Source organism: Bradyrhizobium sp. 138 (assembly GCF_023074075.1).
Lineage (GTDB): Bacteria > Pseudomonadota > Alphaproteobacteria > Rhizobiales > Xanthobacteraceae > Bradyrhizobium.
Genome location: NZ_JADPKT010000087.1, coordinates 46913 through 71776, shown reverse-complemented (window position 1 = coordinate 71776; position 24864 = coordinate 46913). Strand labels below are relative to the sequence as shown.

Below are 24864 nucleotides of genomic sequence, written 5' to 3'. Positions count from 1 at the left end.
GGTTGAAGCCATGAGCCGCATTCCTGATTTCGCCAATGTCGCCTTCGAGAGGGCAACCACCGCCGCACCATCAGGCAGCGCCGAGCCGTGGCTGACGCCCGAGGGCATTTTGGTGAAGCCCGCTTATGGCGAGGCCGATCTGGCCGGGCTCGATTTCCTCGAGACCTACCCGGGCATCGCGCCCTATCTGCGCGGCCCCTACCCGACCATGTATGTCAACCAGCCCTGGACCGTCAGGCAATATGCCGGCTTCTCCACGGCGGAAGATTCCAACGCGTTCTACCGCCGCAACCTCGCGGCCGGGCAGAAGGGCCTCTCGGTCGCCTTCGATCTCGCCACCCATCGCGGCTATGACTCTGATCATCCCCGCGTCGGCGGCGACGTCGGCATGGCCGGCGTTGCCATCGATTCCATCTACGACATGCGCACGCTGTTCGCGGGGATTCCGCTCGACCAGATGAGCGTGTCCATGACCATGAACGGCGCGGTGCTGCCGATCCTCGCGCTCTACGTCGCCGCCGCCGAGGAACAGGGCGTGCCGCCGGAGAAGCTCTCAGGGACGATTCAGAACGACATTCTGAAAGAGTTCATGGTGCGCAACACCTATATCTATCCGCCCGCGCCGTCGATGCGCATCATCTCGGACATCTTCGCTTACACCTCGCAAAAGATGCCGAAGTACAATTCGATCTCGATCTCCGGCTATCACATGCAGGAGGCCGGCGCGACGCAGGACCTCGAGCTCGCCTATACGCTCGCCGACGGCGTCGAATATCTGCGCGCCGGCCTTGCCGCCGGCCTCGACGTCGACCGCTTCGCGCCCCGCCTGTCGTTCTTCTGGGCGATCGGCACGAACTTCTTCATGGAAGTCGCCAAGCTGCGCGCCGCCCGCCTGCTCTGGGCCAAGCTGCTCAAGCCCTTCAATCCGAAAGACCCGCGCTCGCTCTCGCTGCGCACGCATAGCCAAACCTCGGGCTGGTCGCTGACCGCGCAGGATGTCTTCAACAATGTGATGCGCACGACGGTGGAGGCTATGGCGGCGACGCAAGGCCACACCCAGTCGCTGCACACCAACGCGCTCGACGAAGCGCTGGCGTTGCCGACCGACTTCTCGGCGCGCATCGCCCGCAACACCCAGCTCTTCCTGCAGCAGGAGAGCGGCACCACCCGAATCATCGACCCCTGGGGCGGCTCGTATTATGTCGAGCGGCTGACGCGCGACCTCGCGGCGAAGGCCTGGGCCCACATCCAGGAGGTCGAGGAGCTCGGCGGCATGGCCAAGGCGATCGAGGCCGGCCTGCCGAAGCTGCGCATCGAGGAGGCCTCGGCCAAGACGCAGGCCCGCATCGATGCCGGCAAGCAGGCGGTGATCGGCGTCAACAAGTACAAGCCGACCGACGAGGACAAAATCGAGATCCTGAAGGTCGACAACACCAATGTCCGCCGCTTGCAGGTCGACAAGCTGACGCGGCTGAAATCCGAGCGCAACCAGAAGGACGTCGACGCCGCGCTGGCCGCGCTGACGCGCTCGGCCGGCGAAGGCAACGGCAATCTGCTGGCGCTCGCCATCGACGCGGCGCGGGCGAAGGCGACCGTCGGAGAAATCTCGGACGCGATGGAGAAGGTGTTCGGCCGGCACCGTGCGGAGATCAAATCCATCACCGGCGTCTACAAGCGGGAGGCGTCCAGCATGGGCAATCAGGTCGAGAAGGTTCAGGCGCTGATCGACGCCTTCGAAGAGGCCGAAGGCCGTCGCCCGCGCATCCTGGTCGCAAAAATCGGCCAAGACGGGCACGACCGCGGCCAGAAGGTGATTGCATCGGCCTTTGCCGATATCGGCTTCGACGTCGACATCGGCCCGCTGTTTGCGACCGCCGACGAGGCCGCCCGCCAGGCGGTCGAGAACGACGTCCACATTCTCGGCGTCTCCTCGCTCGCCGCGGCCCACCTCACCGCCGTGCCGGAGCTGAAGGCCGCGCTGAAGAAGCAGGGCCGCGACGACATCATGATCATCGTCGGCGGCGTGGTGCCGCCGCAGGATTACGACGCGCTCTATGCTGCCGGCGCGGAAGCGATCTTCCCGCCGGGCACCGTGATCGCGGATGCGGCGGAGGAGCTGATCCGCAAGCTGAACGCGCGGCTGGGGCATAGCGAGGCGGCGGAGTAGCTGATAGACTGGCCGCACGACTGGCCAGGTGTGTCCATGACGCGTGACGAAATCATCGCTGCCATACGCAAGAATGCCGATGCCATCAAAGGCAAAGGCGTATCGAAGCTTGCCATTTTCGGCTCACGCGCCCGCGACGATTATCGGCCTGACAGCGACATCGACGTCATCGTCGAGATCGAGCCGGACACCTCTTTTTCGCTGCTCAACTTGATCGATGTCGAGCACATCATCGAGGATGCGACGGGCTTGCAAGCGCAGGCAACTGTTCGCCGCTCCCTTTCTCCCCGCTTCGCGGAGCGGATCGCAGACGACATTCTCGAAGTGTTCTGACGTGCCCCCGACTTTTGCCGACCGCATTGGCCATATCCTGGATGCGACGGACAAAATCAGGCGGGCCGTGGCTGCTCAGAGACCTTCGCCCAGGACGTCTTCATGCGTCTTGCGGTCGAGCGGTTGCTCGAGGTCGACCGCCGAGAAGAAGAAGCGCGGCGCCAGCGAGACCGCGACCGACGAATGGTTCAAGGAGTTGAAGCCGAGCCTCTTGAAGATCGGCGCGGTGACGCTCGCGCCTTCAACTGAAGCCGGCAAGAGCTCCGGCCTCACCTTCCATTACCCGCCCTACGCCGTCGGTCCCTACGCCGAGGGCGGGTACGTCGCCTTCGTGCCGTGGGAGACGCTGAAGCCTTACCTGACCGCGGAAGGCACGCGCATCTTCGGCGGCGCGCGGCCCAAGGGCGATGCGGACGAGCCGTGAGCGATCGCTAACTGGCCCGAGCCAGCGTCCGCGCCAGCGAATCCGCCCAACCGGGAATCCAGGACGCAAACAGGGCCTGCCAGCGATCGGCGTCCGCAGGTTCGGTAGCGAGCGCGACCGACCATTCGATGAGAGTGCGGTCGCCCTCGGTGATCGGGCGCAGATGCATGGTGCCTTGATAGTGCGCCGGCGCTGGCTTTGGGCTTCCGTCATCTTGCGGATAGGGCAGCGCTTCGAGACCGGCATAGGTCAGGCTATGCTGTTGGTCCGAGTGATCGACCAGGCGCTGGCGGATCCAGTTTCCGAGATAGCAGAAGCGTCTGATGGCGCCGACTTCATCGCCGCGCCTGTCGTCTTCGATCACGCTCTCGCTCACGCCGTCGATATAGGCGGGATAATTGTTGAAATCGCGGATCAGCGACCAGACTTCGTCTAGCGGGCGGTCCAGCACCGCGCTGTAATAGGCTTGGGTCATCGGGGGCTTGCCTTTGGTTTTCCTTACGCGCTCAGATTGACGGCGCGTGCCGGCAAAACCCACCCGATTTCCGATGGCCCCTCCGATGGGCATGCAGTTTTCACACAGCATGTCGATCTCGTTGGTAGCGCTACCTTGCAGCGATGCTGCAAAGCCGACTAGAATGTCGCCATTGACAAGAGCGCCCGACGTCATGGGCGCCGCTGGGAGGCATTCAATGTCCAAGATTTCGCGCCGCAGCTTTGCGGCTTCAACGGCCGCAGTCGCGGCATCCGCCGCTTTCGGGTTCAAGCCCGCGCTCGCACAAGCCTATCCGGCTCGGCCGGTCACGGTGATCGTGCCGTGGGGCGCAGGCGGCGGAACCGATGCGACCGCGCGCATTGTCGCCGCGCTGCTGGAAAAGGACCTCGGCCAGCCCTTCAACGTGGTCAATCGCACCGGCGGCTCCGGCGTGGTCGGCCATAGCGCGATCGCGACCGCTCAGCCCGACGGCTACACCATCGGCATGCTCACAGTCGAAATCTCGATGATGCATTGGCAGGGGCTCACCGACCTGACGCCGAAGAGCTACACGCCGCTCGCGCTGATGAACGAGGACCCCCCGGGCATCCAAGTCTCCTCCTCCTCGCCCTACAAGACGGTCAAGGAGCTCGCCGAGGCGATCAAGGCCGCCCCTCCCGGCAAGTTCAAGGCTTCAGGCACCGGCCAGGGCGGCATCTGGCATCTGGCGCTGGTCGGCTGGATGCAGGCGATGGGCCTGCCCGCCAACCAGGTCGCTTGGGTGCCATCGAACGGCGCGGCGCCCGCGATGCAGGATCTCGCCGCCGGCGGCCTCGACCTTACCACCTGCTCGGTGCCGGAGGCGCGTGCCATCATCGAGGCGGGCAAGGCCAGGAGCCTCGCGATCATGGCGCCCGCGCGCAATCCTGTCTTCAAGGACGTGCCGACGCTGAAGGAGGCGATGGGCATCGACTACGCGACCGGCGCCTGGCGCGGCATCGGCGCACCGAAGAACCTGCCACCGGAGATCGCGACGAAGCTCACCGCGGCGCTGAAGAAGGTCTACGAGTCCGCCGAGTTCAAGGACTTCATGAGCAATCGCGGCTTCGGCACCGTCTGGGGCGATGCCGCGCACTTCGCCAGCTTCATGGACAAGGGCGACGCCCAGATGGGCGAGGCGATGAAGGCGGCGGGCCTCAGCAAGGCGTAATTGTTCACCTTTCCTCGCGTGCGGCGGTTTCGCATATGAAGAAGAAGGTGGCGAGTAGCTCGCTTGCTGCCCATCCTTCGAGACGCCCGCCTAGGGCAGGCCCTCAGGACGAGGTCGTGTTTTGCGGCGAGATATCAGACCCTCATGGTGAGGAGCCCGCGAAAGCGGACGTCTCGAACCATGCAGGCCAAGCGCTTTCGGCACATTCGCTAGCCCAACCCACGCGGGGAGAGCGAGCGCTTCTCCAGGAATTCTGACAGGACTTCTCCCTATGCGTCTTCCCGACTCCGTCACGGGATTGTTTCTCGTTGTGCTCGGCGCGGCGGCTGCCTATGGCGGCTGGATCTTGCCGCCGGTACCGGGGCAGCCGGTCGGTCCCAACGTGTTTCCGCTGGTGATCGGCACGGGGCTGGCGCTGTGCGGGCTCGCGATCGTGTTCGGGATCGGCCACTCCTTCGAGGAGGAGGAAGAGCTGATCCCGTTCGAGGACGGCCAGGCCGCCCCGCCGCCGCAAAGCAAGCTCTACGGCCTGCGCGCCCTGCTGCCGCCGGCGCTGCTGCTGTTCTATGTGTTTGCCGCCGACCGGCTGGGCTTCATCATCACCGCGGCGATCATGGTCTACGTCACCTCGACCGCGCTCGGGGCCAAATGGAAGCTGACCCTGCCGCTCGCGGCGCTCTCGCCGTTCGCCATTCACCTCATCTTCGGCAAGCTGCTGCGCGTGCCGCTGCCCGCCGGCCTGTTGCCGACGCCCTGGTAATCCCATGCTGAAAACCCTGCTTGACGCGTTCGCGCTGATCTCCACCTGGGAGGTCATCATCGCGATGTTCGCAGCCTCCGTGTACGGCCTCGTCATCGGCTCGCTGCCGGGCCTGTCAGCAACGATGGCGACCGCCCTGCTCGTCCCCGTGACCTTCTATCTGTCGCCGATCGCGGCCGTCGCGACCATCGTCGCGGCGTCCTCGATGGCGATCTTCTCCGGTGATATTCCGGGCGCATTGCTGCGCATTCCCGGCACGCCCGCCTCCGCCGCCTATGCCGACGAGGCCTATGCCATGACCCGCAAGGGCCAGGCCGAGCTCGCACTGGGTGCCGGCGTCTGGTTTTCCGCCGTCGGCGGCATCGCCGGCGTCCTGTCGCTGATGATCCTTGCGCCGCCCCTTGCCGAGATCGCGCTGTCGTTCTCGACCTTCGAATATTTCTGGCTGGCCCTGCTCGGCCTGATGTGCGCCACCTTGGTGGCGCGTTCCTCGCCGGTGAAGGCGATCGCCGGCATGTTCATCGGCTTGCTCGTCTCCTGCGTCGGCATCGAGAATCCCGGCGGCGTACCGCGCTTCACCTTCGGCCTCACCGATCTGTTCGGCGGCATCGAGCCGATCCCGGCGCTGGTCGGCGTGTTCGCGGTGGCGCAGGTGATGCGCGCGATGCTGACGCCGGAGCCGCCGCCGCTGCCGCGGCGAAAATTCGGAAGCATCATGGCCGGCCAGTGGCGGCTGACCAAGCTGTATCACTGGCAGATGACGCGCGGGAACATCGTCGGCATCATCATCGGCGTGCTGCCCGGTGCCGGCGCCGACATGGCCGCCTGGGTCTCCTACGCGATGTCGAAGCGCTTCTCCAAGGAGCCGGAGAAGTTCGGCACCGGCCATGTCGAGGGCCTGGTCGAGGCCGGCGCCAGCAACAATGCCAGCATCGCCTCGGGCTGGGTGCCGTCGCTGCTGTTCGGCATCCCCGGCGACACCATCGCGGCGATCGCGATCGGCGTGCTTTACATGAAGGGTCTCAATCCGGGCCCGACGCTGTTCACCGAGAAAGCGTCGAGCATGTACGCGATCTATCTGATGTTCATCATCGCGAACATCATGATGATCCCGCTCGGCATCGCCATGATCCGCGTCGCGGCCTACATCCTGCTGGCGCCGCGCTCGGCCATCATGCCGATCATCATGCTGTGCTGCGCAGTCGGATCGTTCGCGATCGGCAACAACATGTTCGGCGTCGTCACCGTCGCCGCCTTCGGCATGGTCGGCTATGTCATGGAGGCGAACGGCTATCCCGTCGCCGCCATGGTGCTCGGCATCGTCATGGGCACCATGGTCGAGCAGGCCTTTGTCACCTCGCTGATCAAGTCCGACGGCAGCATTCTGCCGTTCTTCGAACGTCCGGTTGCCGCCATCCTCGCCGCGATGGCGATCGGCGCCCTGCTGTGGCCGGTGATGGTGTGGGTGTGGCGCAAGATGAAACCGGCGCAGACGGCGGCGGCAGCATCCCGGTGATTCCAGGCGGGCGGCCCTCGCCTGCCCCGCCGCGGCGTTGTAAAGCAGGGCATGACTGAGAAGAAAGCCCCGCTCGACATCAAGACCATCGCCAAGGACCTGCGCGCCGGCAGCCGCGCGGCGCTGGCGCGCGCCATCACGCTGGTGGAGAGCCGGCGCGGCGACCATCAGGCGATGGCGCGCGAACTGGTGCAGATGCTGCTGCCGGACACCGGCAAGGCTTTCCGCGTCGGCATCACGGGATCGCCCGGCGTCGGCAAGTCCACCACCATCGACGCGCTGGGCACCTATCTGATCGAGCAGGGCCACAAGGTCGCGGTGCTTGCCGTCGACCCGTCCTCGGCGCGCAGCGGCGGCTCGATCCTCGGTGACAAGACGCGGATGGCGCGGCTGTCGGCCTCGGATGATGCCTTTATCCGCCCGTCGCCGTCCTCGGGCACGCTCGGCGGCGTTGCGGCCAAGACCCGCGAGGCCATGCTACTCTGCGAGGCGGCTGGCTTCGGCGTCGTGCTGGTTGAGACTGTCGGCATCGGCCAGTCCGAGACCGCGGTCTGCGACATGACCGATTTCTTCCTCGCCCTGATGCTGCCGGGCGGCGGCGACGAGCTGCAGGGCATCAAGAAGGGCCTGGTCGAGCTCGCCGACATGATCGCGATCAACAAGGCCGACGGCGACAATCTCAAGCGCGCCAAGATCACCGCCGCCGACTATCGCGGCGCGCTGCACATCCTCAGCCCCCGGTCCGAGCATTGGCATCCACCGGTCGAGACCTATTCGGCGCTCACTGGCGATGGCATCGCAAAGATCTGGCAGAAGGTGTTGGATCACCGCAAGGCGATGAACGCATCCGGCGACTTCGCCGCGCGCCGGCGCGATCAACAGGTGAAATGGATGTGGTCGATGCTGGAGCAGCGGATGCTGGCGCGGCTGCGCAGCGAGGCATCGGTGCGAACGAAGGTCCGGAAGATCGAGGCTGAGGTCGCCGACGGCCATCTCACGCCGGCGCTCGCCGCCGAGCAGATGTTGGGGTTGCTGCAATGAGGGAAAAACTCCGCGTTCTCCTCACCGGCTTCGGGCCGTTTCCCGGCGCGCCCTACAACCCAACGCAGCCACTGGTGGCGCGGCTCGCGCAACTGCGCCGTCCGGCGCTCGACGATGTCTCGATCTCCAGCCACATCTTCCCGGTCACCTATGCCGCGGTCGACCAGCAATTGCCTGATGTGCTCGCGAAAGTGAAGCCGGATGCGCTTTTGATGTTCGGCCTCGCCGCGCGCACGCCCTACCTGCGGATCGAGACCCGCGCGCGCAACGCCGTCACCATGCTCTGGCCCGATGCCGCCAACACCCGCTCGAGCAAGCGCGGCATCGCCGGCCACGCGGACGCCATGACATTCGGCCCGCACACGGCAAGGCTGCTGCGCGCCGCGCGCCTGACCGGCATCGATGCACGGCCCTCGCGCGATGCCGGCGCCTATCTCTGCAACTATCTAAGCTGGCGCGCGATCGAGCGCGTCGGGGCCGGTGGCCCCCAGCTCGCCGCGTTCATCCATATTCCCCTACTCGCGCGCAGCGGCGCGGTGCGCCGCAAGGGGGCGCCGCGCATCACGCTGGAGGAACTGGTGGATGCGGGCGAGGCCATGCTGATGGAGACGGTGGGGCTGGCAAGGAAGACGCGGAACACACAGGTTTCGTAGGGTGGATTAGCGAAGCGTAATCCACCATCTTGGCTTCAGCAAACACCGTAATCGCAGTGAGATGGTGGGTTACGCCGCGCGGACCGCGCTTCGCGCAGCCACGAGGCTAACCCACCCTACCGCACCTCCCTGTGTAAACATTTAACCCTACCGCGAACAATCCTCACGGCCCCGGCCGCGCTGCGCTACCTAATCCCGCGCGGACGCCCGCGTCCGCCGGAGGACGCCTCATGGACCTCAATCGCCGCCATCTCATCGGAGCTTCCACCGCCGGCATCGCCGGCGCGCTGGCCATACCGGCCGACGCCGCGCGCGCTGCGCCGCTGACGTCCCTGCTCGGCCGCGATGCCACGCAATACGGTGTGCGGCCAGGCAGCAACGAAGATCAGACGCGCGCGCTTCAGCGCGCCATCGATGAGGCCGCGCGGGTGCAGATGCCGCTGGCGTTACCGCCCGGCATTTACCGCAGCGGGCTGCTGCGGCTGCCGAACGGCGCCCAATTGATCGGTGTGCGCGGAGCGACGAAAATTCTCTTCACCGGCGGCGCCTCGGCGATCCAGAGCGAGGGCTCTGACGCGATCGGCCTCACCGGCATCACCTTCGACGGCGGCAGCGTTCCATTGCCGGCGCGACGCGGACTGATCCACGTTCTCGGCGGGCGCGACGTCCGCATCGCCGATTGCGAGATCACGAAGTCGGGCGGCAGCGGCATCTGGCTCGAGCAGGTATCCGGCGAGATCTCCGGCAACATCTTCACTGACATCGCGGTGACGGCAGTGGTGTCGTTCGATGCCAAGGGTCTTCACGTCTCCCGCAACACCATCATCGGCACCAACGACAACGGCATCGAGATCCTGCGCACGGCGATCGGTGACGACGGCACGCTGGTCACCGACAACCGCATCGAGAACATCAAGGCGGGCCCAGGCGGCTCCGGTCAGTACGGCAACGCCATCAACGCCTTCCGTGCCGGCAACGTGATCGTGCGCGGCAACCGCATCAGGAACTGTGATTACTCCGCAGTGCGCGGTAACTCCGCTTCGAACATCCATATCACCGGCAACAGCGTCAGCGACGTGCGCGAGGTCGCGCTGTATTCCGAGTTCGCCTTCGAGGCCGCGGTGATTGCCAACAACACCGTGGATGGCGCCGCGGTTGGCGTCTCCGTCTGCAATTTCAACGAAGGCGGCCGCATCGCGGTGGTCCAGGGCAACATCATCCGCAATCTGATCCCGAAACGCCCGATCGGCACGGCGCCGGACGACGACGCCGGCGTCGGCATCTATATCGAGGCCGATTCATCGGTGACCGGCAATTTGATCGAGAACGCGCCGTCCTACGGCATCGTCGCCGGCTGGGGCAAATATCTGCGCGACGTCGCGATCACCGGCAACGTGATCCGCAAGGCCTTGGCGGGCGTCGGCGTCTCCGTCGTTCCGGGCGCAGGTATCGCGCTGGTCAACAACAACATGATCTCGGAAACCCCGCGCGGCGCCGTGGTCGGCCTCGATCACGCGCGTGCTGTGACCTCGGACCTGTCAGCGGACGGGGCGCAGCGGTTTGCGCAGGTGGTGCTCGGCGGGAATGCCGTGCGGCGATAAGTGCGCGGCTGGCAGAGGGCCGTTCATCCTTCGAGGCTCCCCATGGGGCGCGTTGCGCCCCATGCCTCGCGCCTCGGGATGGCGGGATAGCCTGAAGTTGTCGCATCAAAACTTGACAACCAAAACACCGCCGTCATCCTGAGGTGCGAGACACGTGGCGCAACGCGCCACGTGGGGAGCCTCGAAGGATGATGTTGTGGGCATCTATGTCTACATGCTGCGATGTGCGGATGGCTCGTTCTACATCGGAAGCGCGACCGGCGAGGATACGTCCAAGCGTGTCGATGAGCACAACGCCGGAGCTTATCCCGGGTATACCTATTCGAGGCGGCCTGTCGTGCTGGTGTGGTCCGAATATTTCGATCGGATTACCGACGGCATTGCTGCCGAGCGCCAGCTCAAGGGATGGGGCCGTGCTAAGAAGGAAGCACTTATCCATTCAGATTGGAAGGCGGTGAGTCGGCTTGCGCGGCGTCGGGCAGGAGCGCCTAAGTCGAAGAAGTAAGCTTGATGCGGCGGCAGCCGGGCCGTGCATCCTTCGAGGCTCCCCATGGGACGCGTTGCGTCCCATGCCTCGCGCCTCAGGATGACGGGGCGAGAGGTGCAGTTGCGTTCCCTTTGCCCACGCTCAGGAGCCTTAGAACGCGTTCCGCAGCAGCGGGTATTTGGCTTCCAGGCCGTCGAGGCTGAGGGTGAACTCGACGACGCGCTCGGGGGCTGCGACGATTTCCTCGGCCGGCGGCGCGAACTGCGGCAGGAGCGCTGCCATTGCAGCGGGCGCGGCGACCGGCGGCCGCACAACAGGCGCGGTGAGTGGCGCCATCGTGGCGGGCGCGGCGAGCGGCGACCTCACGGCGGGGGCGGTGAACGGTGCCCTCGCTGCGAGAGCCCTCAGCGGCGGCATCTCAGCAGGCGCGGTGAACGACGCCATCGCGGCAGGCGCCACGAGCGGTGCAGGCATGGCGAACGGCGCGATCGGGGCTTCCGTGATCTCGGCCAGAACGTCCGGCTTCGGATCGAGCCTGACCGGCACGGCGGTTTCGGGGGTGATGTGGACGGCCTTCGGCTGCACGGTCTGCGCCTGCTGCTCGCGCGGAAACACGCGGGGCATCGTCGCCGGCGACCAACCGAAGGCGGGCGTCACGCTCGCAGCCGCCTCGGCGACATCCCGGCCGGTCGCGAGCGCGCGCCAGGTCTCGACGGCACGCTTGGCCTCCTGGATGTTTTCCAGGAATGCGATCTCGGAATGATAGCGGCGCCAGCGGCCGGTTTCGAACATTTCGGACAGATGCTGCAGCCGCTGCTCGGCGAGAGTGCACCAGCGTGCCGCAATGTCGCGGCCGACAGCCACGTCGCGAACGACTTCTTGGCGATGTGTCATAAACCAGCCCGTCAGGAGAAAACACGGACGCGGGGACGCAACGCACACGAATCAATTTAGACGCGACATGAATATTTTGTGGAAAAGTTTTGACTTGTCCAGCAACGACACCGCGTTCGTCATCAAACTCCGTAGTCGCGCGGAGATTTGCTGTGTTTTCGAGTCAAGCTTCGCACAAGCATAACGGTCTTGCGGCATGCCGAGCGAACGATCGTGACGAACGAAGGTGCGATCCTTCAACCGCAAGCTGAACGGGTGCGAGGCTTCAAAGAATCGGACGCCTGAAAAGAAGAGACCCGTCCGGGGGGACAACCGGACGGGTCGAGCCATATGGGCGCTTGGGGTGGATGGGCGCTCGCGCCTAATATGACTGATGGGGAGGGATGACCGCTCCCACATAATTTGGTCGTGGCAGCTGGCTGAACGTTCAACGCGGCGTTGGCTTTTTTGAGCTTCGGTCCGCGCGCATCTTTGTCGCGGCCGCTATCGCGCCGCCGGCCTATCCGCCTGAGAAATCGTGGATTTATCGTCGGCACTCGACAGCGAAGGTTGTTCGATCGCGCGGCTGCCGGGCGCCTCGCGACGCGTTCCGGCATCTTCACGTTTTGTTGTACCGGACGCAGCCGCGACCGGCGTCGCGCTGTCGGCGGGAACAGCCATGACCGCGGCGAACGCATCGGTCTGCCCGTCGCCGAAAAGCTCGTCACGCCCGGGGGAGCCGAGATCGCGCGCGGTCTTCGCCAGCGTCATGCGCAGCGCCTCCGGCTTCAAGGCGTAGTTGCGCTCGAGCAGCAACGCCGCGATGCCGGAGACATAGGCGGCCGAGAACGAGGTTCCCGACGTCATCTGGTATTTGCCGTCCGGCGCCGGCAGGAAGATGTCGACCCCTGGCGCCGCGACCGCGATGTAATTGCCGCGGTTGGACGCGGTGAACAGCCGGTCCTGCTGGTCGGTCGCACTGACCGCGATCACGTTGGGATTGGCGGCCGGATAGAGCGGCGGCGATTTCGCGCCGGCATTGCCGGCGGCCGCAATCAGCACGAGGCCGCGCGCGGCGGTGGCCGCGATGGCGCGCTCGATCACCGCGTCCTTCGGGCCGGCAAAGCTCATATTGACGATCTGCGCGCCGTGCTCGGCGGCGTAGTTCAGCGAGCGCAGGATGATGTAGGACGAGCTCTCGGCGCCGCCGTTGGTGCCGCCGAAGGCACGGATCGCGATGATGCGCGCCTGGGGCGCGCTGCCCATCAGCCTGGCATGCGCCACGATCGCACCGGCGATGCCGGTGCCGTGGATGTGCGGCCCCTCGGCGCTGCCGAGCGCATCGAAATTGTCGGCGACGGAATTGGCGAGCTCGGGATGCCTGGCGTCGATGCCGGAATCGATCACGGCAACCGTGACGTTGGCACCGTGCGCCAACGTGTGCGCCTGCGGCAGGCGGAGTTTTGTCAGTGCATATTGCGCAGGATCGCCTTCGCTCGGCGTCGTCGATTTCTGGTCCTGGAGCACGTAACGGAAGTTCGGCTGGACCGAGCGCACGCTGCCGTCGGCCGCGAATTCGCGCCGCACGGTCTCGTAGGGCCGGCCATCGGTGATGCGGAACAGACCGAATGTGGCCCCGATCAGCGGGAAACTCTCCGAGGAGACGCGCGTCAGGCCGTGCCGGCGGGCGAGCGCGTCGGCATCGCCGGGCGACAGCGCGCCATCGATCTCGGCGACGAACTCGTTGGCGAAGCTGCGCGAGGTGACCGCGACCGGCGTGTTGTTGCCACGCCCCTTGCCGGCGCTTTTCTTGCCTGATGTTCCTGTGCCCTCGCCGCCTGCGTTCGGCTGCCCTGTGCATTCGCCGTCAGCATCACGATAGGGTGCGGTGCAGGCCGGATAGAGGTTCGGCGAATAGCGCGCATAGGGCAGCACCGGCGTCGTCGGCCGTATGCGCGACGTCGTGGTGTGGGGAATGGTCGCCATCGTCCGCGGGCCGCGGTCGACACTGACCGCACGGGCCGCAACACTGGGGGTGACGCGCGGGGCGATGCTCGGAGAGATGGTCGGCGTTCGCGAGGGCACGCTGATCGTGGGCGTGCGCATGATGGCCTGCGCCTGCGCAACCTCGACGCCGAGACAGGCGGCGATCAGAAGCGCGGCGCCGACCGATGAAGCGTAGGCCCCGGCACGCACCCTGCTTTCGGACTTGCCCGTCATCGGCTTGGCCGCGCGCTTAAGGCGTCGCGACGGCGAGGTTGACGAACTTCTCGCGCTGCATCTTGCCGAGCAGCGAAGCGAGCTCGTCCTGGCTCATGGCCTTGTCGAACTGGAGGCGGAACATGCCGCCCTTGGCCCCGTCGACGATCGAGGCGTGGTAGCTGTCGAGCAGCCCGGTGATGTCGGCGATGCGCGCCTCGGGCGTGAAGCGCACCAGCGCCCGCGCCGGCGCAGCCGTGCTGCCAAGCTCGCGTGTGATCGGCGCGCTGGTCGAGAGCGAAGCGGTCTGGAACGTCGCCGGCTGGTTCTTCATCAGCACGGCGCCGATGACACCGGCCTGCAGCACGAGCGCGACGGCGCCAAGGCTCGCCGACCACGCCAGCGTGCGCGGTGACAGGCTCGCGAAGAAGGTCGAGATGCGCGCCGACAGCGGCAGCGAGCTGCTCGCCCGCACCGGCTCGGCGTCGATCGCGACGAACAGCTTCTGCATCGCGCGCGTCGACGGAGCCCCTAGGCTCTCGTTGAGATGGATGGTCTCTTCGTACTCGCCGCGGATGGCGGCATATTGCTTGGCAAGCTCGGGATCGCGCGCTAGCGCTTCCTCGACACGGCGCGCATCGCGCGCGTTCAGCGTGCCGGCGGCGTGCCAGGGCAGCAGCAGTTCAATTTCACTGGGCTCTTGCTCCAGCATCTTCTTGCTCAATGCCATCATGGCCAGCCTCGCTCAATGCCGGCTGCCTTCAGCAGTTCGGCCAGTTTCTTGCGCGCATAGAACAAGCGCGTCTTCACAGTGTTCTCCGGTATTCCGACGATTTCGGCCACCTCTTCCACGGACTTCTCGTGGTAGTAGACGAGATCGACGATTTCCCGGTGGTCCGGCGAGAGGCCCGTCAGACACTCCCGCAACGCCTCACTGGTATCCTTTTTCTGCACCACCGTTTCCGGATCGTCGGACGTATCCTCGATCGCGTTGGCGGCCTCTTCGTCCAGCTCGAAATCCTTCCTGCGCCGGAGCGCAGACAGGGCCTTGAATCGGGTGATTGCCAGCAGCCAGGTGGAAACGGCGGATCGGCCCTCGAACTTGCCGGCCTGACGCCAGACGTCGAGAAACACCTCGCTGATGAGGTCTTCCGCCGCCTGCTCGTCCCGCACGAGCCTGAGACCGAACCTGTAGACCCTGACATGGTGCCGCCCGTACAGCACCTGCATGGCGAGCCGGTCACCTTGGGCGATCCTGGCGATCAGGACCTCGTCCGAAGCCGCCTGTGTCACGCTCAAAGGCCGTCTCGCAAAGTTGGTCGGGTCGATACGGCGGACGGTTCGACGCGGGGGGCAAAATTGTTTAACCTACCGCAGTCATACGGGCGCCTGTGTGATCCACCCCACATACGCGCATTTTTCTTGTCCCACCCACGGCCATCGGCCACCACGATCCAGATCGGTAACATAATACTGAGATACTTCCCTGCGGAATGCCTGTCCGGCACAGGCGGCCCGGCCTCATCCGGTTCCATAGCAACCCTGCACGACATATGTCTCGCCAAGCCCGCCTTTGGCTCGACCGCATCGCAACGGATGCCTGATCACCGGTAAAATTTCTTCCGCCGGCCCATCACCTTGTTCCGCGCTGCACGGTTCGGATTCGGTTTCAAAAGGATACCAAACCTAAAGGCTTGCCACGTAGATTTTTACGCTGACATCCACCATTGGCGGGACCATGAGCACGGCCGCGACGTCCTTTCCCGAGAGGAGTGCCGCTGAGGTCGCGGATCTCGTCCTCACGCCCGAGGCAGCGGCCCCCGACGTCCTGGCGCGCCGGATCCGCCAGCGCCGCCAGATGTATATCGGCCAGGTGGCGAGCTACTCGCTGGGCGGCTCGGTCCTGCTGCTCTACGCCTATGGCGGGACGGTCTCCATGGCCGTCCCATCGCTGTTCTGGCTCGGCGGCCTCCTGATCATCGGCACCTTCACCGTGCTGTCGGAAGCCGGCTTCGGCGACCGGTTCGAGGATCATTATCTCACCGTCTTCCAGATCTCGGCGCATATGTCGCTGCAACTGCTGTTCCTGCTCGCAGTGCCGACGGTCGGGGTTGCGTTCCTCGCCGTGCTGTTTCTGATCTTCGCGTTTGGCACGCTGCGGATGACGTCGAGCCAGGCGATGGTCACCTGGGGCCTTGCCACCTGCGGGCTTGCCTTGGTCTTCCTCGGCTCGGATCTGCCGATCGGACTGCCGGTTACGACTCGCCTGGAGCGAACCGCCTCGATGCTCTGCTTCGTGCTGGTGATCGGCCAGTGCGCCTTCCTCGGCCTGTTCGGCGCCACCCTGCGCAAGATTCTGTACCGGCGCAGCATCGAACTGAAGGCCGCCTATCAGCGCATCGAGGAACTGGCGGAGCTCGACGAGCTCACCGGCTCCTACAATCGCCGCTGCATCATGCGCCGTCTCGACGCCGAGATCGAAAAGTCGCGGCAGGCGTCGGCGCCTTGCGCGATCGCGCTGATCGATCTCGACTGGTTCAAGCGCATCAACGACGCCCACGGCCATCCCGTCGGCGACGAGGTGCTGCGCACCTTCGCGATCACCATTTTCGCCAACATCCGCCCGGCCGACTGCTTCGGCCGCTACGGCGGCGAGGAATTCCTGCTGCTGCTGCCGGACACGTCGGGCGATGCCGCGCTGCGCATGCTGGAGCGCTTGCGCAGCATCGTCGCCGATCTCGACTGGAGCGCATTCTCGCCGGGCATGCACGTGACCATTTCTGCGGGCGTCGTGGCGCTGCGCGACCTTGATACTGCCGACACGTTTCTCGCGCGCGCCGACCGCGCGCTTTATTCCGCCAAGGCGCAAGGGCGCAACCGCATTGCAACGAGCTGACCAACCCATTTCTTCCCGGTGCGACAGAAGCCGACGCCGGACCGAACGCTCCAGGACAGGGCAATGAGATCCAGATCCGCAAGGCCATCCGAGAATCTGCTGGAGGAACTGCAAGCTGCGCTCTCGCACGGCACCGTCGCGCGCCGGGTCGAGACGCTGCGCCGCGTGACCGATCTCTTCGTGGGCAACGCGGTGGATTATTCCGACGACCACATCCGCGTGTTCGACGACGTGTTCCAGTGCCTGATCGAGCAGATCGAGGTTTCGGCCAAGGCGCTGCTCGCCGACCGCCTCGCACCGATCGCGGCCGCGCCGCCGAAAATCATCCGCACGCTCGCGCTCGACGAGGTCATCGAGGTCTCCGGCCCGGTGCTGTCGAAATCGGAACGGCTGGACGAGACGACCTTGATCGAGATTGCGCGCACGAGGGGCCAGGCGCATCTCAAGGCGATCTCGCTGCGACGGGTGCTGTCGGAAGCACTGACCGACGTGCTGGTGACGCGCGGCAACGAGGACGTGGTGCAGTCGACCGTCAGCAATCCGGGCGCTCAGTTCTCCGAGGGAAGCCTCACCGATCTCGTCACCCGCGCCGAGCGCGACGACGACCTCGCCGCCTGCATCGGCCTGCGGCCGGACCTGCCGCGTCATCACTATTTGAAGCTGGTCGCCAAGGCGTCCTCGAGCGTGCGCAGGAAGCTCGAAGCCGCGCATCCGGAGCTCGTGGACGAGGTGTCGAGCGTGGTTCAGGAAGTGGCCCAGCGGATCCGCGCCGCCGCCATGACGAAGCAAACCGAGATGGCTCGCGCGCTGGTGAAGTCGCTGCACGAGGACGGCCGTCTCAACGAATTCCAGGTCACCACGTTCGCCGAGCAGGGCAAATTCGACGAAACCAATGCAGGCCTCGCCGCGCTCGCGGGCGTCGCGGTCGAGACCGCCGAGACCATGATGATCGAAAGCCGTACCGAGGGCGTGATGATCCTCGCCAAGGTGGCGGGCATGTCCTGGCCGAGCGTGCGGGCCATCATCGCCATGCGCGAGAAGCTTTCGGGCGCCTCGCAGACCGACATGCTGACGCTGCGCGACGCCTACGAGGCGCTCCGCAGCTCGACCGCACAGCAGGTGCTGCGCTTCCACCGTATGCAGAGCACGACGCCGGCGGCCTGATGCCGGCTCGCTAGTAGCGCAGGACTTTGGATCCCACCACCGCTCCGATCGCCGTCACCAGCGCGGTCGCGATCGTGTACCAGGTCGCGACGAACAGCGGGGAATCGTCGGTGCAGTGCGAGGCATAGAGCGTCGCGGCAAGGCCGGCCGACACCAGGCCGGCGAGCGCACCGGCGAGCGCGGGGCGCGAGGGCGCGCCATGGCGCAGGCCGAACAGTGCGCCCGCGAGCAGCGGCAGCGACATTGCGGGAATCGCGAACAGGCACACCCTGGAATTCTTGCCCATCATGCGCATCGTCATCGGCATGGCCGGCGCCATCATCGCCTCGCTGCCGATCGCAACCGCAAGCAGACCGACCGGAAGCAGCAACAGCCAGCCCCAGCCGCGCATCAAGGCTTCGGGACGCGACAGATGCAGGCTGATGATGATCGCGGGGATCGCAAGCGACAGCGTGACCGCGAACTTCATGTCGAAGAACGGGTTGCGCATGGCGCTCATCACGTCCGGCCGCACGCCGAGGAAGGTCGCGAAAATCAGGATCGACAAGGGCGCGGCCACCAGCAGCGCCATGGTCAACACGGCGCCGACGCGCGGCACCCGATGGGCGTTGTCGGCCGCGAGCGAGCGAATGAGTTGATCGGTATCCATGACTAGTGGTCCCGCAATTTGGCAGTCAGTGCTGCAAGTCCGCGATGCAGTGCGACCCGCACCGCGCCTTCGCTCATCGAAAACTTCGCCGCCGTGTCCTTGATCGAGGCGCTCTCGACCGCGATCGACTGCAGCACGTCGCGCTGGCGCTGCGGCAGCGTGTTGAGATGGGTTGCGACCTCGCCCGCGGAGGCCGTCTCCTGCGGTGCCTCGCCCGGCAGCGTCTCGGCGAAATCGTCAATGTTGACGAAGACGCGTCTGCCGCGTCGCCTGAGCGCATCGATCAGCTTGTTGCGGGCGATCGCGAACAGCCAGGGCGCGAAGGGGGCCTCGCTGTCCCAAGTGTGCCGCTTCAGATGCACCGCCAACAGTATCTCCTGCACGATATCCTCGGCCTGGTCCGGAGGTTGCCCGGCCCGCGCCAAGCCACGCCTCGCCGCGGCGCGCAGCACCGGCGTGACCGCCCTCAACAGGCGATGATACGCCGCATCATCGCCTGCCATGGCCGACCGCATCAGGCCGGTCCATTCGTCCTCACGTCCGCGCACGCGCGCCCCTCACCATGCAATTCGGCCGTTCGTTCAATTTGTTACGCGGGTCCCTCACGATCACGAAATCGTGATCCGCGCCGGAAACTCGCGATCGATACGGCCGGAAACGTCTGCGACGGCTCATAACACCGATCGGCTCGCCCCGCACCCGGCGGCCGGCTGCATCACCCCGCTTTGCCCCGTTTTTGCCCGGTGTAGCCCGAAGATTCCCATTTTCTGCCCCGCTGTCGTCACGCCCCCGGGTCTCTGTTCGTTCCCGGGACGGGCGGAATTGGGGAGATCGTCAACATGATGAAAGCCAGCGGGCGCGCGGCATTGATTCTTCTTGCCGGGCTTTTCGTGCTGTTCGGCGGCGTTGCACAGGCGGCGCCGGCCCAAGCCACGGGCGGCAATTCGGACAGCGCGGGCAAACAGGCCGAGGCGACCAAGCCGAGCAAGCACCGGCGCCACGAGTCGCGCCGCACCAACAGCAGCAAGACGGCGCAGAAATCCGACGACAAGGCCGACAAGAACGACGTCCCGGCAAAGGCCGAGGAGCCGAAGGCCGACAACAAGGCCGACAATGACATGCCGGCCTCCAGCCAGATGCCGCCGGCGGTTGCCAATGCCAATGCGCAGCTCGCCGCCGATGCGCCGACCGCGGCTGCGGCCTCCGCGATGACGGACCGCGCCAACGACAATGTCCAGGCCGCGGCCGATAATACCAATGCCGCGGCTGCCGACGGCCAAGTTGTCGCGCCCGATCAGCTCAACGACATCGACCGCGCCTTGCAAGAGAACAGCCCGCCGGCGCAGAAGACTGTGGTCGCCGCAACCGAGGCGCAGCCCCGGCCGGCACCGGTGATGGCAAGCAGCCAGCAGAGTTCGGCCTGGGACCAGAGCTCGCTAATCGGCAAGATCTTCATCGGCGTCGGCACGCTGCTGACGCTGGCCTCGGCCGCGCGCATGTTCATGGCCTGATTGCCGGTTCCGCCAGGACGCGCGGCCCGCGCGTCCTGCGTCCCGGGCCCCCTTGAAGCCATCCGCGCCAGCGGGCACATTGCCCGCCCAATCAAAAGCGTGGGTGGAGCATGGGCACGTTCGAACACATCATCGTCGAAAGCATCGGTGCGGTCGGCATCATCAAGCTGAACCGGCCGAAGATGCTCAACGCGCTCTCCTTCGGCGTCTTTCGCGAGATCGCAGCTGCCGTCGACGATCTCGAGGCCGATGACGCCATCGGCTGCATCGTCGTGACCGGCAGCGAGAAAGCCTTTGCCGCCGGCGCCGACATCAAGGAGATGCAGCCGAAGGGCTTCATCGACATGTTCTCGGAAGATTTTGCCGCGATCGGCGGCGACCGCATCGCGCGTTGCCGCAAGCCGACCATTGCGGCGGTTGCCGGTTATGCGCTCGGCGGCGGCTGCGAGCTCGCCATGATGTGCGATGTCATCATCGCCGCCGACACCGCAAAGTTCGGCCAGCCCGAGATCACGCTCGGCACCATTCCCGGCATCGGCGGCACCCAGCGCCTGACGCGCGCGATCGGCAAGTCCAAGGCGATGGACCTGTGCCTCACCGGCCGGATGATGGATGCGGCGGAAGCCGAGCGCTCCGGCCTCGTCAGCCGCATCGTGCCCGCCGACAAGCTGATGGACGAAGTGATGGCGGCAGCCGAGAAGATCGCCTCGATGTCGCGCCCTGCGACCGCGATGGCCAAGGAAGCCGTGAACCGCGCTTTCGAGACCACGCTCGCCGAAGGCATGAGCGTCGAGCGCAACCTGTTCCACTCGACCTTCGCGCTGGAGGACCGCTCCGAGGGCATGGCGGCGTTCATCGAGAAACGCAAGCCGGTGAACAAGAACCGGTAATCTCGGCGAACGGTCAGGCTTGTGTAAGGCTCTGCCGCGTTCCCGCGCGCCCCCTGTGACGAAGCTGCAACAAGCACGGATTACATGGAGGTTTTCCCCGCGGCAGTTTGCCTGCGGGACCTCGGCTGGTTAAACAGTTAAGAGGCCACCGTCGGCGGGGGCGGACAGCCAGGGTTGCGGGATAAGATGATTGGGCGTGCCGCCAGAGCTGGTCGCGTGACGATGCGGCATCGATCGGGCGTGGGTCCTGCGCTTGCGACTTGGACCACGCTGGCGCTCTGCAGCGCCCTGCCCTCCGCCGCCTGGGCCGAAGCCCTGCCGGAGGCGCTGGCCAAGGCGTACCAGACCAATCCGCAGCTCAATGCCGAACGCGCGCGACAACGCGCCACGGACGAGAACGTGCCGCAGGCCCTCGCCGGTTACCGGCCGCAGATCGTGGCGAGCCTCAGCGCCGGCCTGCAATCGGTGCGCAATCTGCTGCCCGACAACACGATCCAGACCGGCAACCTGAAGCCATGGATCATCGGCGTCACCGTGACGCAGACCCTGTTCAACGGCTTCCGCACCGCCAACAACGTGCGAGCCGCCGAACTGCAGGTGCAGTCGGGCCGCGAGGCGCTGCGCAATGTCGGCCAGGGCGTCCTGCTCGACGCGGTCACCGCCTACACCAACGTGCTCGCCAACCAGTCGCTGGTCGAGGCGCAGCGTTCCAACGTCGCCTTCCTGCGCGAGACGCTCTCGGTCACCCAGCGCCGTCTCAACGCCGGCGACGTCACGCCGACCGACAGCGCGCAGGCCGAGGCGCGCCTCAATCGCGGCCTTGCCGATCTCAACGCCGCCGAAGTTGCGCTTGCCGTCAGCCAGGCGGTCTATGCGCAAGTGATCGGCAATTCACCGTCGCAGCTTCGGCCCGCCGAGGTCGTCGACCGTTATCTGCCGAAGAGCCGCGAAGACGCCATGACGATGGCGATCCGCCAGCATCCCGCGGTGATGGCCGCCAGCTTCGATGTCGATGTCGCCTCCACCAACATCCGCATCGCAGAAGGCGCGCTGCTGCCGAGCGCGACCATCCAGGGCAGCGCCAGCAAGAGCCGCAACAACGACCCGACGCTCGGCACCTTCGCCGAGGACCAGGCCTCGATCGTCGCCAACGTCACCGCGCCGATCTACGATGGCGGCCAGGCCGCCGCGCAGACCCGGCAGGCCAAGGAGATCACGGCGCAGAGCCGGCTCGTGCTCGATCAGGTGCGCAACCAGGCGCGCACGGCGGTGGTCAGCGCCTGGGTTGCCAATGAGGGCGCCAAGATCACGGTGTCGGCTTCGGAGTCCGAGGTGAAAGCCGCGACCGTCGCGCTGCAGGGCGTGCAGCGCGAGGCCGCCGGCGGCCAGCGCACGACGGTGGACGTGCTGAACTCGCAGGCCGATTTGATCCAGGCCAAGGCCCGCCTGATCGGCGCGCTGCGCGACCGCGTCATCGCCTCCTACACGCTGCTCAGCGCCATCGGCCATCTCGACGTCAAGACACTGAGCCTGAACACGCCGGACTATCTGCCCGAGGTGCACTACCACCAGGTCCGCGACGCCTGGCACGGCCTGCGCACGCCATCGGGGCAGTAGGCGCTCGGCGTCGCACCGCCTTCCAGCTCCATCCAGCACCGGCCATCCTGGCGCGCTACTGAGATCGCTTTGACATTCTGTAGCCCATGGACTACAGTCACACCTCATGACTGAGGTGAGGCAGACCGAGCATTTTTCGGAGTGGCTGAATCGCCTCAAGGACGCCAATGCGGTCGCCCGGATCACCGTCCGCATTCGCCGCATGCAGATGGGAAATCCCGGCGATAACAAGAGCGTTGGCGGCAACGTCCGGGAAATACGCATCGATTATGGTCCCGGCTACCGGATTTACTATGTGCAGCGCGGCGCGCAGATCGTGATCCTGCTATGTGGCGGCGACAAGCGCACGCAGCGACAAGACATCAAGCTAGCCCAGCAACTAGCGGAGACATTGTGATGCCAAAGGCGCCAAAAACAACGATGAAAACGGCGTCCACGACGACGCGCTCTGACGCTGCCGACTATCTCAACACCGAGGAGCGGCAAGCCATCTATATTGCGGCTGCATTGGAGACCGGAGATGCCGATTTCGTTCGTGACGCGCTTGGGCTCGTCGCGCGTGCGCGCGGCATGAGCGCGATCGCGAAGAAAGCCGGCTTGAACCGCGAGAGCCTGTACAAGGCCCTTGGCGAGACGGGAAATCCGGAGTTCGGCACGGTCATGCGCATCGTCGGAGCGTTGGGGCTGACATTGTCGGCCCAACCGGCGACAAGCGGACGGACGTCAAAGCGCCGCCGCGCTGCCTGAGGGAGCGCGCCGCACGTCGCCCGAAACGTCGCAATCGCTGTTACCGGTCGCACAGCCGGTTCAGCCGGTCTCAGGATGTGAACATGAAAAGCCGCCGCATCCATCTGATGGGGGCCTCCGGCGCCGGCGTGACGACGCTCGGCCGGGCGCTTTCGGGCCGGCTTGCGCTGCCACATCACGACAGCGACGACTATTTCTGGCTGCCGACCGCGCCGCCCTACCGGACGACGCGCCCGCCATCCGAGCGTCTGCGCCTGATGCACGAGATGTTCCTGCCGCGTCTGGATTGGGTGCTGAGCGGATCCGTCACCGGCTGGGGCGAGGAGCTCGTCGCGTATTTCGATCTCGTCGTCTTCGTGACTGCGCCGCGCGAGCTCCGGATGAAGCGATTACGTGCCCGCGAGGCCGCTCATTTCGGCGCCGACGCCGTCGCGCCGGGCGGCTGGCGCCACGATGAGACCGAGTCCTTTGTCGATTGGGCCTCCCACTACGAAGCCGGGGATCGCGAAGGACGCAATCTCGCCAAGCATGAAGCGTGGCTCGCGGGCCTGCCCTGCCCGGTCGTGCGCGTTGACGGCTCACGCCTGCTTGCCGATCTCGTCGAGCAGCTATGCAACGAGGCTGAGCGGCTGCCGGGCTGATGTGATACTGTCCCGGCCACAACAAACAAAAACAGGGAGAGAAATCGTGCTCAACCGACGCAGCGTCCTGCTTGCCTCCCTTGCGGCCGGAGTCGCCATGACCAGCAAAGCCCATGCCCGCGCGGCGCAGCCCGCGACGCCGATCAATTTCGACGTCCCGGCGCATGCCTGCGACTGCCACACCCACATTCATGGCGACGTCGAAAAGTTTCCGTTCTTCGCGGGACGCGTCTATACGCCGGAGCCGGCTTCGCCGGAGGAGATGGCCGCACTGCACAAGGCGCTGCGTGTCGAGCGCGTGGTGATCGTCACCCCCAGCGTCTACGGCACCGACAATTCCTCCACTCTGTTCGGCATGAAGGCGCGCGGCGCGACCGCGCGCGGCGTCGCCGTGATCGACGACAAGACGCCGGAGAGTGCGCTCGACACAATGCATCAGGACGGTTTCCGCGGCATCCGCCTCAATCTCGCGACCGGCGGCGTCAATGATCCCAATGTCGGACGACCGCGCTTCGCCGCCGCAGTCGAGCGCATGAAGGCGCGCGGCTGGCACGTGCAGCTCTACACCACGCTTGCCATGATCTCGGCGGTCAAGGACTTGGTCGAGACCGCGCCGGTGCCCGTCGTGTTCGACCATTTCGGCGGCCTCGAAGCTGAGCGGGGCCTGGAGCAGCCGGGCTTCTCCGATCTCGTCGCGCTGGTGAAGTCCGGCAAGGCTTATGTCAAGATTTCGGGCGCCTACCGGTCCTCGAAGCTCGCGCCGGATTATCAGGACATGGTGCCGTTCGCGCAGGCGCTGATCGCGGCCAACCCGGATCGCATCGTCTGGGGCACCGACTGGCCGCATCCGGATTCGAGCCGCGTCGAGGGACGCAAGGCAACCGACGTCGCGCCGCTCTACCAGATCGATGACGGGCGCTTGCTCAATCAGCTTCCGGTATGGGCGCCGGACGCGAGCGTGCGCAAGAAGATCCTGGTCGACAATCCGGCGCGGCTTTACGGATTCTGAC

25 protein-coding genes and 1 pseudogene are annotated in these 24864 nt (G+C 65.9%); 19 read left to right on the top strand and 7 right to left on the bottom strand.

Translation table 11 applies throughout. The features are described 5' to 3' along the window. Positions 1–10: 10 nt before the first annotated feature. From scpA to IVA79_RS30475, 3 genes and pseudogenes are all read left to right on the top strand, one after another. The gene (scpA, locus tag IVA79_RS30485) at positions 11–2167 is read left to right on the top strand and encodes a methylmalonyl-CoA mutase (protein ID WP_247560092.1); all 2157 of its coding nucleotides are present in this window, start codon (positions 11–13) and stop codon (positions 2165–2167) included. Positions 2168–2203: 36 nt separating this feature from the next. Further along, positions 2204–2500, top strand: a complete 297-nt coding sequence (locus tag IVA79_RS30480; protein ID WP_247560089.1) for a nucleotidyltransferase domain-containing protein — start codon at positions 2204–2206, stop codon at positions 2498–2500. A gap of 139 nt (positions 2501–2639) precedes the next feature. Next, a pseudogene (locus IVA79_RS30475) lies at positions 2640–2924 on the top strand (RsiV family protein); the annotation flags it as partial. A gap of 7 nt (positions 2925–2931) precedes the next feature. Here IVA79_RS30475 and IVA79_RS30470 read toward each other — a convergent pair. Then, positions 2932–3594, bottom strand: coding sequence for an SRPBCC family protein (locus IVA79_RS30470; RefSeq protein WP_247560087.1), 663 nt, complete (start codon positions 3592–3594; stop codon positions 2932–2934). A 22-nt stretch (positions 3595–3616) separates the two neighbouring features. Between IVA79_RS30470 and IVA79_RS30465 the strand changes: the two genes are divergently transcribed. From IVA79_RS30465 to IVA79_RS30435, 7 genes are all read left to right on the top strand, one after another. Then, the gene (locus IVA79_RS30465; protein ID WP_247560085.1) at positions 3617–4609 is read left to right on the top strand and encodes a tripartite tricarboxylate transporter substrate binding protein; all 993 of its coding nucleotides are present in this window, start codon (positions 3617–3619) and stop codon (positions 4607–4609) included. Positions 4610–4880: 271 nt separating this feature from the next. After that, on the top strand, positions 4881–5369 hold the full coding sequence (locus tag IVA79_RS30460) for a tripartite tricarboxylate transporter TctB family protein (protein WP_247560083.1): 489 nt from the start codon (positions 4881–4883) through the stop codon (positions 5367–5369). A 4-nt stretch (positions 5370–5373) separates the two neighbouring features. After that, the gene (locus tag IVA79_RS30455; protein ID WP_247560081.1) at positions 5374–6885 is read left to right on the top strand and encodes a tripartite tricarboxylate transporter permease; all 1512 of its coding nucleotides are present in this window, start codon (positions 5374–5376) and stop codon (positions 6883–6885) included. Positions 6886–6936: 51 nt separating this feature from the next. Next, on the top strand, positions 6937–7926 hold the full coding sequence (meaB, locus tag IVA79_RS30450; protein WP_247560079.1) for a methylmalonyl Co-A mutase-associated GTPase MeaB: 990 nt from the start codon (positions 6937–6939) through the stop codon (positions 7924–7926). Beyond that, entirely contained in the window at positions 7923–8579 is a 657-nt protein-coding gene (locus tag IVA79_RS30445; protein WP_247560077.1) for a pyroglutamyl-peptidase I, read from the top strand. Before meaB ends, IVA79_RS30445 begins: the two co-directional genes overlap by 4 nt. 230 nt (positions 8580–8809) lie before the next feature. Then, entirely contained in the window at positions 8810–10180 is a 1371-nt protein-coding gene (locus tag IVA79_RS30440) for a TIGR03808 family TAT-translocated repetitive protein (protein ID WP_247560075.1), read from the top strand. A 196-nt stretch (positions 10181–10376) separates the two neighbouring features. Continuing rightward, the gene (locus IVA79_RS30435; protein ID WP_247560073.1) at positions 10377–10685 is read left to right on the top strand and encodes a GIY-YIG nuclease family protein; all 309 of its coding nucleotides are present in this window, start codon (positions 10377–10379) and stop codon (positions 10683–10685) included. Between the two features lie 132 nt (positions 10686–10817). Here the strand turns inward: IVA79_RS30435 and IVA79_RS30430 are convergent, their stop codons facing one another. The 4 genes from IVA79_RS30430 to IVA79_RS30415 form a co-directional block, all read right to left on the bottom strand. Next, positions 10818–11531, bottom strand: coding sequence for a TIGR03809 family protein (locus IVA79_RS30430; RefSeq protein ID WP_247560263.1), 714 nt, complete (start codon positions 11529–11531; stop codon positions 10818–10820). Positions 11532–12044: 513 nt separating this feature from the next. Then, positions 12045–13760: a S8 family serine peptidase gene (locus IVA79_RS30425; protein WP_247560071.1), complete on the bottom strand. Its 1716-nt coding sequence runs from the start codon at positions 13758–13760 to the stop codon at positions 12045–12047. A gap of 16 nt (positions 13761–13776) precedes the next feature. Next, complete coding sequence (locus tag IVA79_RS30420; RefSeq protein ID WP_247560069.1) at positions 13777–14472, bottom strand: hypothetical protein; 696 nt, start codon at positions 14470–14472, stop codon at positions 13777–13779. Beyond that, positions 14469–15038: a sigma-70 family RNA polymerase sigma factor gene (locus IVA79_RS30415; RefSeq protein WP_247560066.1), complete on the bottom strand. Its 570-nt coding sequence runs from the start codon at positions 15036–15038 to the stop codon at positions 14469–14471. The genes IVA79_RS30420 and IVA79_RS30415 overlap by 4 nt, the downstream gene beginning before the upstream one ends. Positions 15039–15477: 439 nt before the next feature. On the opposite strand from IVA79_RS30415, the gene IVA79_RS30410 reads away from it, so the two are divergent. Further along, positions 15478–16635, top strand: a complete 1158-nt coding sequence (locus tag IVA79_RS30410) for a GGDEF domain-containing protein (protein ID WP_247560064.1) — start codon at positions 15478–15480, stop codon at positions 16633–16635. A 63-nt stretch (positions 16636–16698) separates the two neighbouring features. After that, positions 16699–17799 (top strand): DUF2336 domain-containing protein, encoded by a 1101-nt coding sequence (locus tag IVA79_RS30405; RefSeq protein WP_247560062.1) that lies wholly within the window; start codon positions 16699–16701, stop codon positions 17797–17799. A gap of 10 nt (positions 17800–17809) precedes the next feature. Here the strand turns inward: IVA79_RS30405 and IVA79_RS30400 are convergent, their stop codons facing one another. Both IVA79_RS30400 and IVA79_RS30395 read right to left on the bottom strand, forming a co-directional pair. Then, the gene (locus IVA79_RS30400; RefSeq protein ID WP_247560060.1) at positions 17810–18448 is read right to left on the bottom strand and encodes a DUF1109 domain-containing protein; all 639 of its coding nucleotides are present in this window, start codon (positions 18446–18448) and stop codon (positions 17810–17812) included. 2 nt (positions 18449–18450) lie between these two features. After that, positions 18451–18996 carry a sigma-70 family RNA polymerase sigma factor gene (locus IVA79_RS30395; RefSeq protein WP_247560058.1) on the bottom strand — a complete coding sequence of 182 codons (546 nt, stop codon included), beginning with the start codon at positions 18994–18996 and terminating at the stop codon, positions 18451–18453. A 291-nt stretch (positions 18997–19287) separates the two neighbouring features. Between IVA79_RS30395 and IVA79_RS30390 the strand changes: the two genes are divergently transcribed. The 7 genes from IVA79_RS30390 (at position 19288) to IVA79_RS30360 (ending at position 24863) form a co-directional block, all read left to right on the top strand. After that, complete coding sequence (locus tag IVA79_RS30390) at positions 19288–19959, top strand: hypothetical protein (protein WP_247560056.1); 672 nt, start codon at positions 19288–19290, stop codon at positions 19957–19959. A gap of 110 nt (positions 19960–20069) precedes the next feature. Further along, complete coding sequence (locus IVA79_RS30385) at positions 20070–20849, top strand: enoyl-CoA hydratase (RefSeq protein WP_247560052.1); 780 nt, start codon at positions 20070–20072, stop codon at positions 20847–20849. A gap of 186 nt (positions 20850–21035) precedes the next feature. Then, positions 21036–22466, top strand: coding sequence for a TolC family outer membrane protein (locus IVA79_RS30380; RefSeq protein ID WP_247560050.1), 1431 nt, complete (start codon positions 21036–21038; stop codon positions 22464–22466). A 106-nt stretch (positions 22467–22572) separates the two neighbouring features. Then, complete coding sequence (locus tag IVA79_RS30375) at positions 22573–22863, top strand: type II toxin-antitoxin system RelE/ParE family toxin (protein WP_247560048.1); 291 nt, start codon at positions 22573–22575, stop codon at positions 22861–22863. Continuing rightward, the gene (locus IVA79_RS30370) at positions 22863–23213 is read left to right on the top strand and encodes an addiction module antidote protein (RefSeq protein WP_247560046.1); all 351 of its coding nucleotides are present in this window, start codon (positions 22863–22865) and stop codon (positions 23211–23213) included. The genes IVA79_RS30375 and IVA79_RS30370 overlap by 1 nt, the downstream gene beginning before the upstream one ends. Positions 23214–23296: 83 nt before the next feature. Next, on the top strand, positions 23297–23854 hold the full coding sequence (locus tag IVA79_RS30365) for a hypothetical protein (RefSeq protein ID WP_247560044.1): 558 nt from the start codon (positions 23297–23299) through the stop codon (positions 23852–23854). A 46-nt stretch (positions 23855–23900) separates the two neighbouring features. Continuing rightward, entirely contained in the window at positions 23901–24863 is a 963-nt protein-coding gene (locus IVA79_RS30360) for an amidohydrolase family protein (protein ID WP_247560042.1), read from the top strand. Position 24864 lies beyond the last annotated feature (1 nt).

Bases quoted from the DNA above. Each gene is read 5' to 3' on its own strand.
- IVA79_RS30460 (WP_247560083.1), top strand. From the start codon at position 4,881: ATGCGTCTTCCCGACTCCGTCACGGGATTGTTTCTCGTTGTGCTCGGC.
- IVA79_RS30365 (WP_247560044.1), top strand. From the start codon at position 23,297: ATGAAAAGCCGCCGCATCCATCTGATGGGGGCCTCCGGCGCCGGCGTG.
- IVA79_RS30400 (WP_247560060.1), bottom strand. From the start codon at position 18,448: ATGGATACCGATCAACTCATTCGCTCGCTCGCGGCCGACAACGCCCAT.
- IVA79_RS30470 (WP_247560087.1), bottom strand. From the start codon at position 3,594: ATGACGTCGGGCGCTCTTGTCAATGGCGACATTCTAGTCGGCTTTGCA.
- IVA79_RS30410 (WP_247560064.1), top strand. From the start codon at position 15,478: ATGAGCACGGCCGCGACGTCCTTTCCCGAGAGGAGTGCCGCTGAGGTC.
- meaB (WP_247560079.1), top strand. From the start codon at position 6,937: ATGACTGAGAAGAAAGCCCCGCTCGACATCAAGACCATCGCCAAGGAC.
- IVA79_RS30420 (WP_247560069.1), bottom strand. From the start codon at position 14,472: ATGATGGCATTGAGCAAGAAGATGCTGGAGCAAGAGCCCAGTGAAATT.
- scpA (WP_247560092.1), top strand. From the start codon at position 11: ATGAGCCGCATTCCTGATTTCGCCAATGTCGCCTTCGAGAGGGCAACC.
- IVA79_RS30370 (WP_247560046.1), top strand. From the start codon at position 22,863: ATGCCAAAGGCGCCAAAAACAACGATGAAAACGGCGTCCACGACGACG.
- IVA79_RS30440 (WP_247560075.1), top strand. From the start codon at position 8,810: ATGGACCTCAATCGCCGCCATCTCATCGGAGCTTCCACCGCCGGCATC.
- IVA79_RS30390 (WP_247560056.1), top strand. From the start codon at position 19,288: ATGATGAAAGCCAGCGGGCGCGCGGCATTGATTCTTCTTGCCGGGCTT.
- IVA79_RS30465 (WP_247560085.1), top strand. From the start codon at position 3,617: ATGTCCAAGATTTCGCGCCGCAGCTTTGCGGCTTCAACGGCCGCAGTC.
- IVA79_RS30375 (WP_247560048.1), top strand. From the start codon at position 22,573: ATGACTGAGGTGAGGCAGACCGAGCATTTTTCGGAGTGGCTGAATCGC.
- IVA79_RS30480 (WP_247560089.1), top strand. From the start codon at position 2,204: ATGACGCGTGACGAAATCATCGCTGCCATACGCAAGAATGCCGATGCC.
- IVA79_RS30455 (WP_247560081.1), top strand. From the start codon at position 5,374: ATGCTGAAAACCCTGCTTGACGCGTTCGCGCTGATCTCCACCTGGGAG.
- IVA79_RS30445 (WP_247560077.1), top strand. From the start codon at position 7,923: ATGAGGGAAAAACTCCGCGTTCTCCTCACCGGCTTCGGGCCGTTTCCC.
- IVA79_RS30425 (WP_247560071.1), bottom strand. From the start codon at position 13,760: ATGACGGGCAAGTCCGAAAGCAGGGTGCGTGCCGGGGCCTACGCTTCA.
- IVA79_RS30385 (WP_247560052.1), top strand. From the start codon at position 20,070: ATGGGCACGTTCGAACACATCATCGTCGAAAGCATCGGTGCGGTCGGC.
- IVA79_RS30380 (WP_247560050.1), top strand. From the start codon at position 21,036: ATGATTGGGCGTGCCGCCAGAGCTGGTCGCGTGACGATGCGGCATCGA.
- IVA79_RS30405 (WP_247560062.1), top strand. From the start codon at position 16,699: ATGAGATCCAGATCCGCAAGGCCATCCGAGAATCTGCTGGAGGAACTG.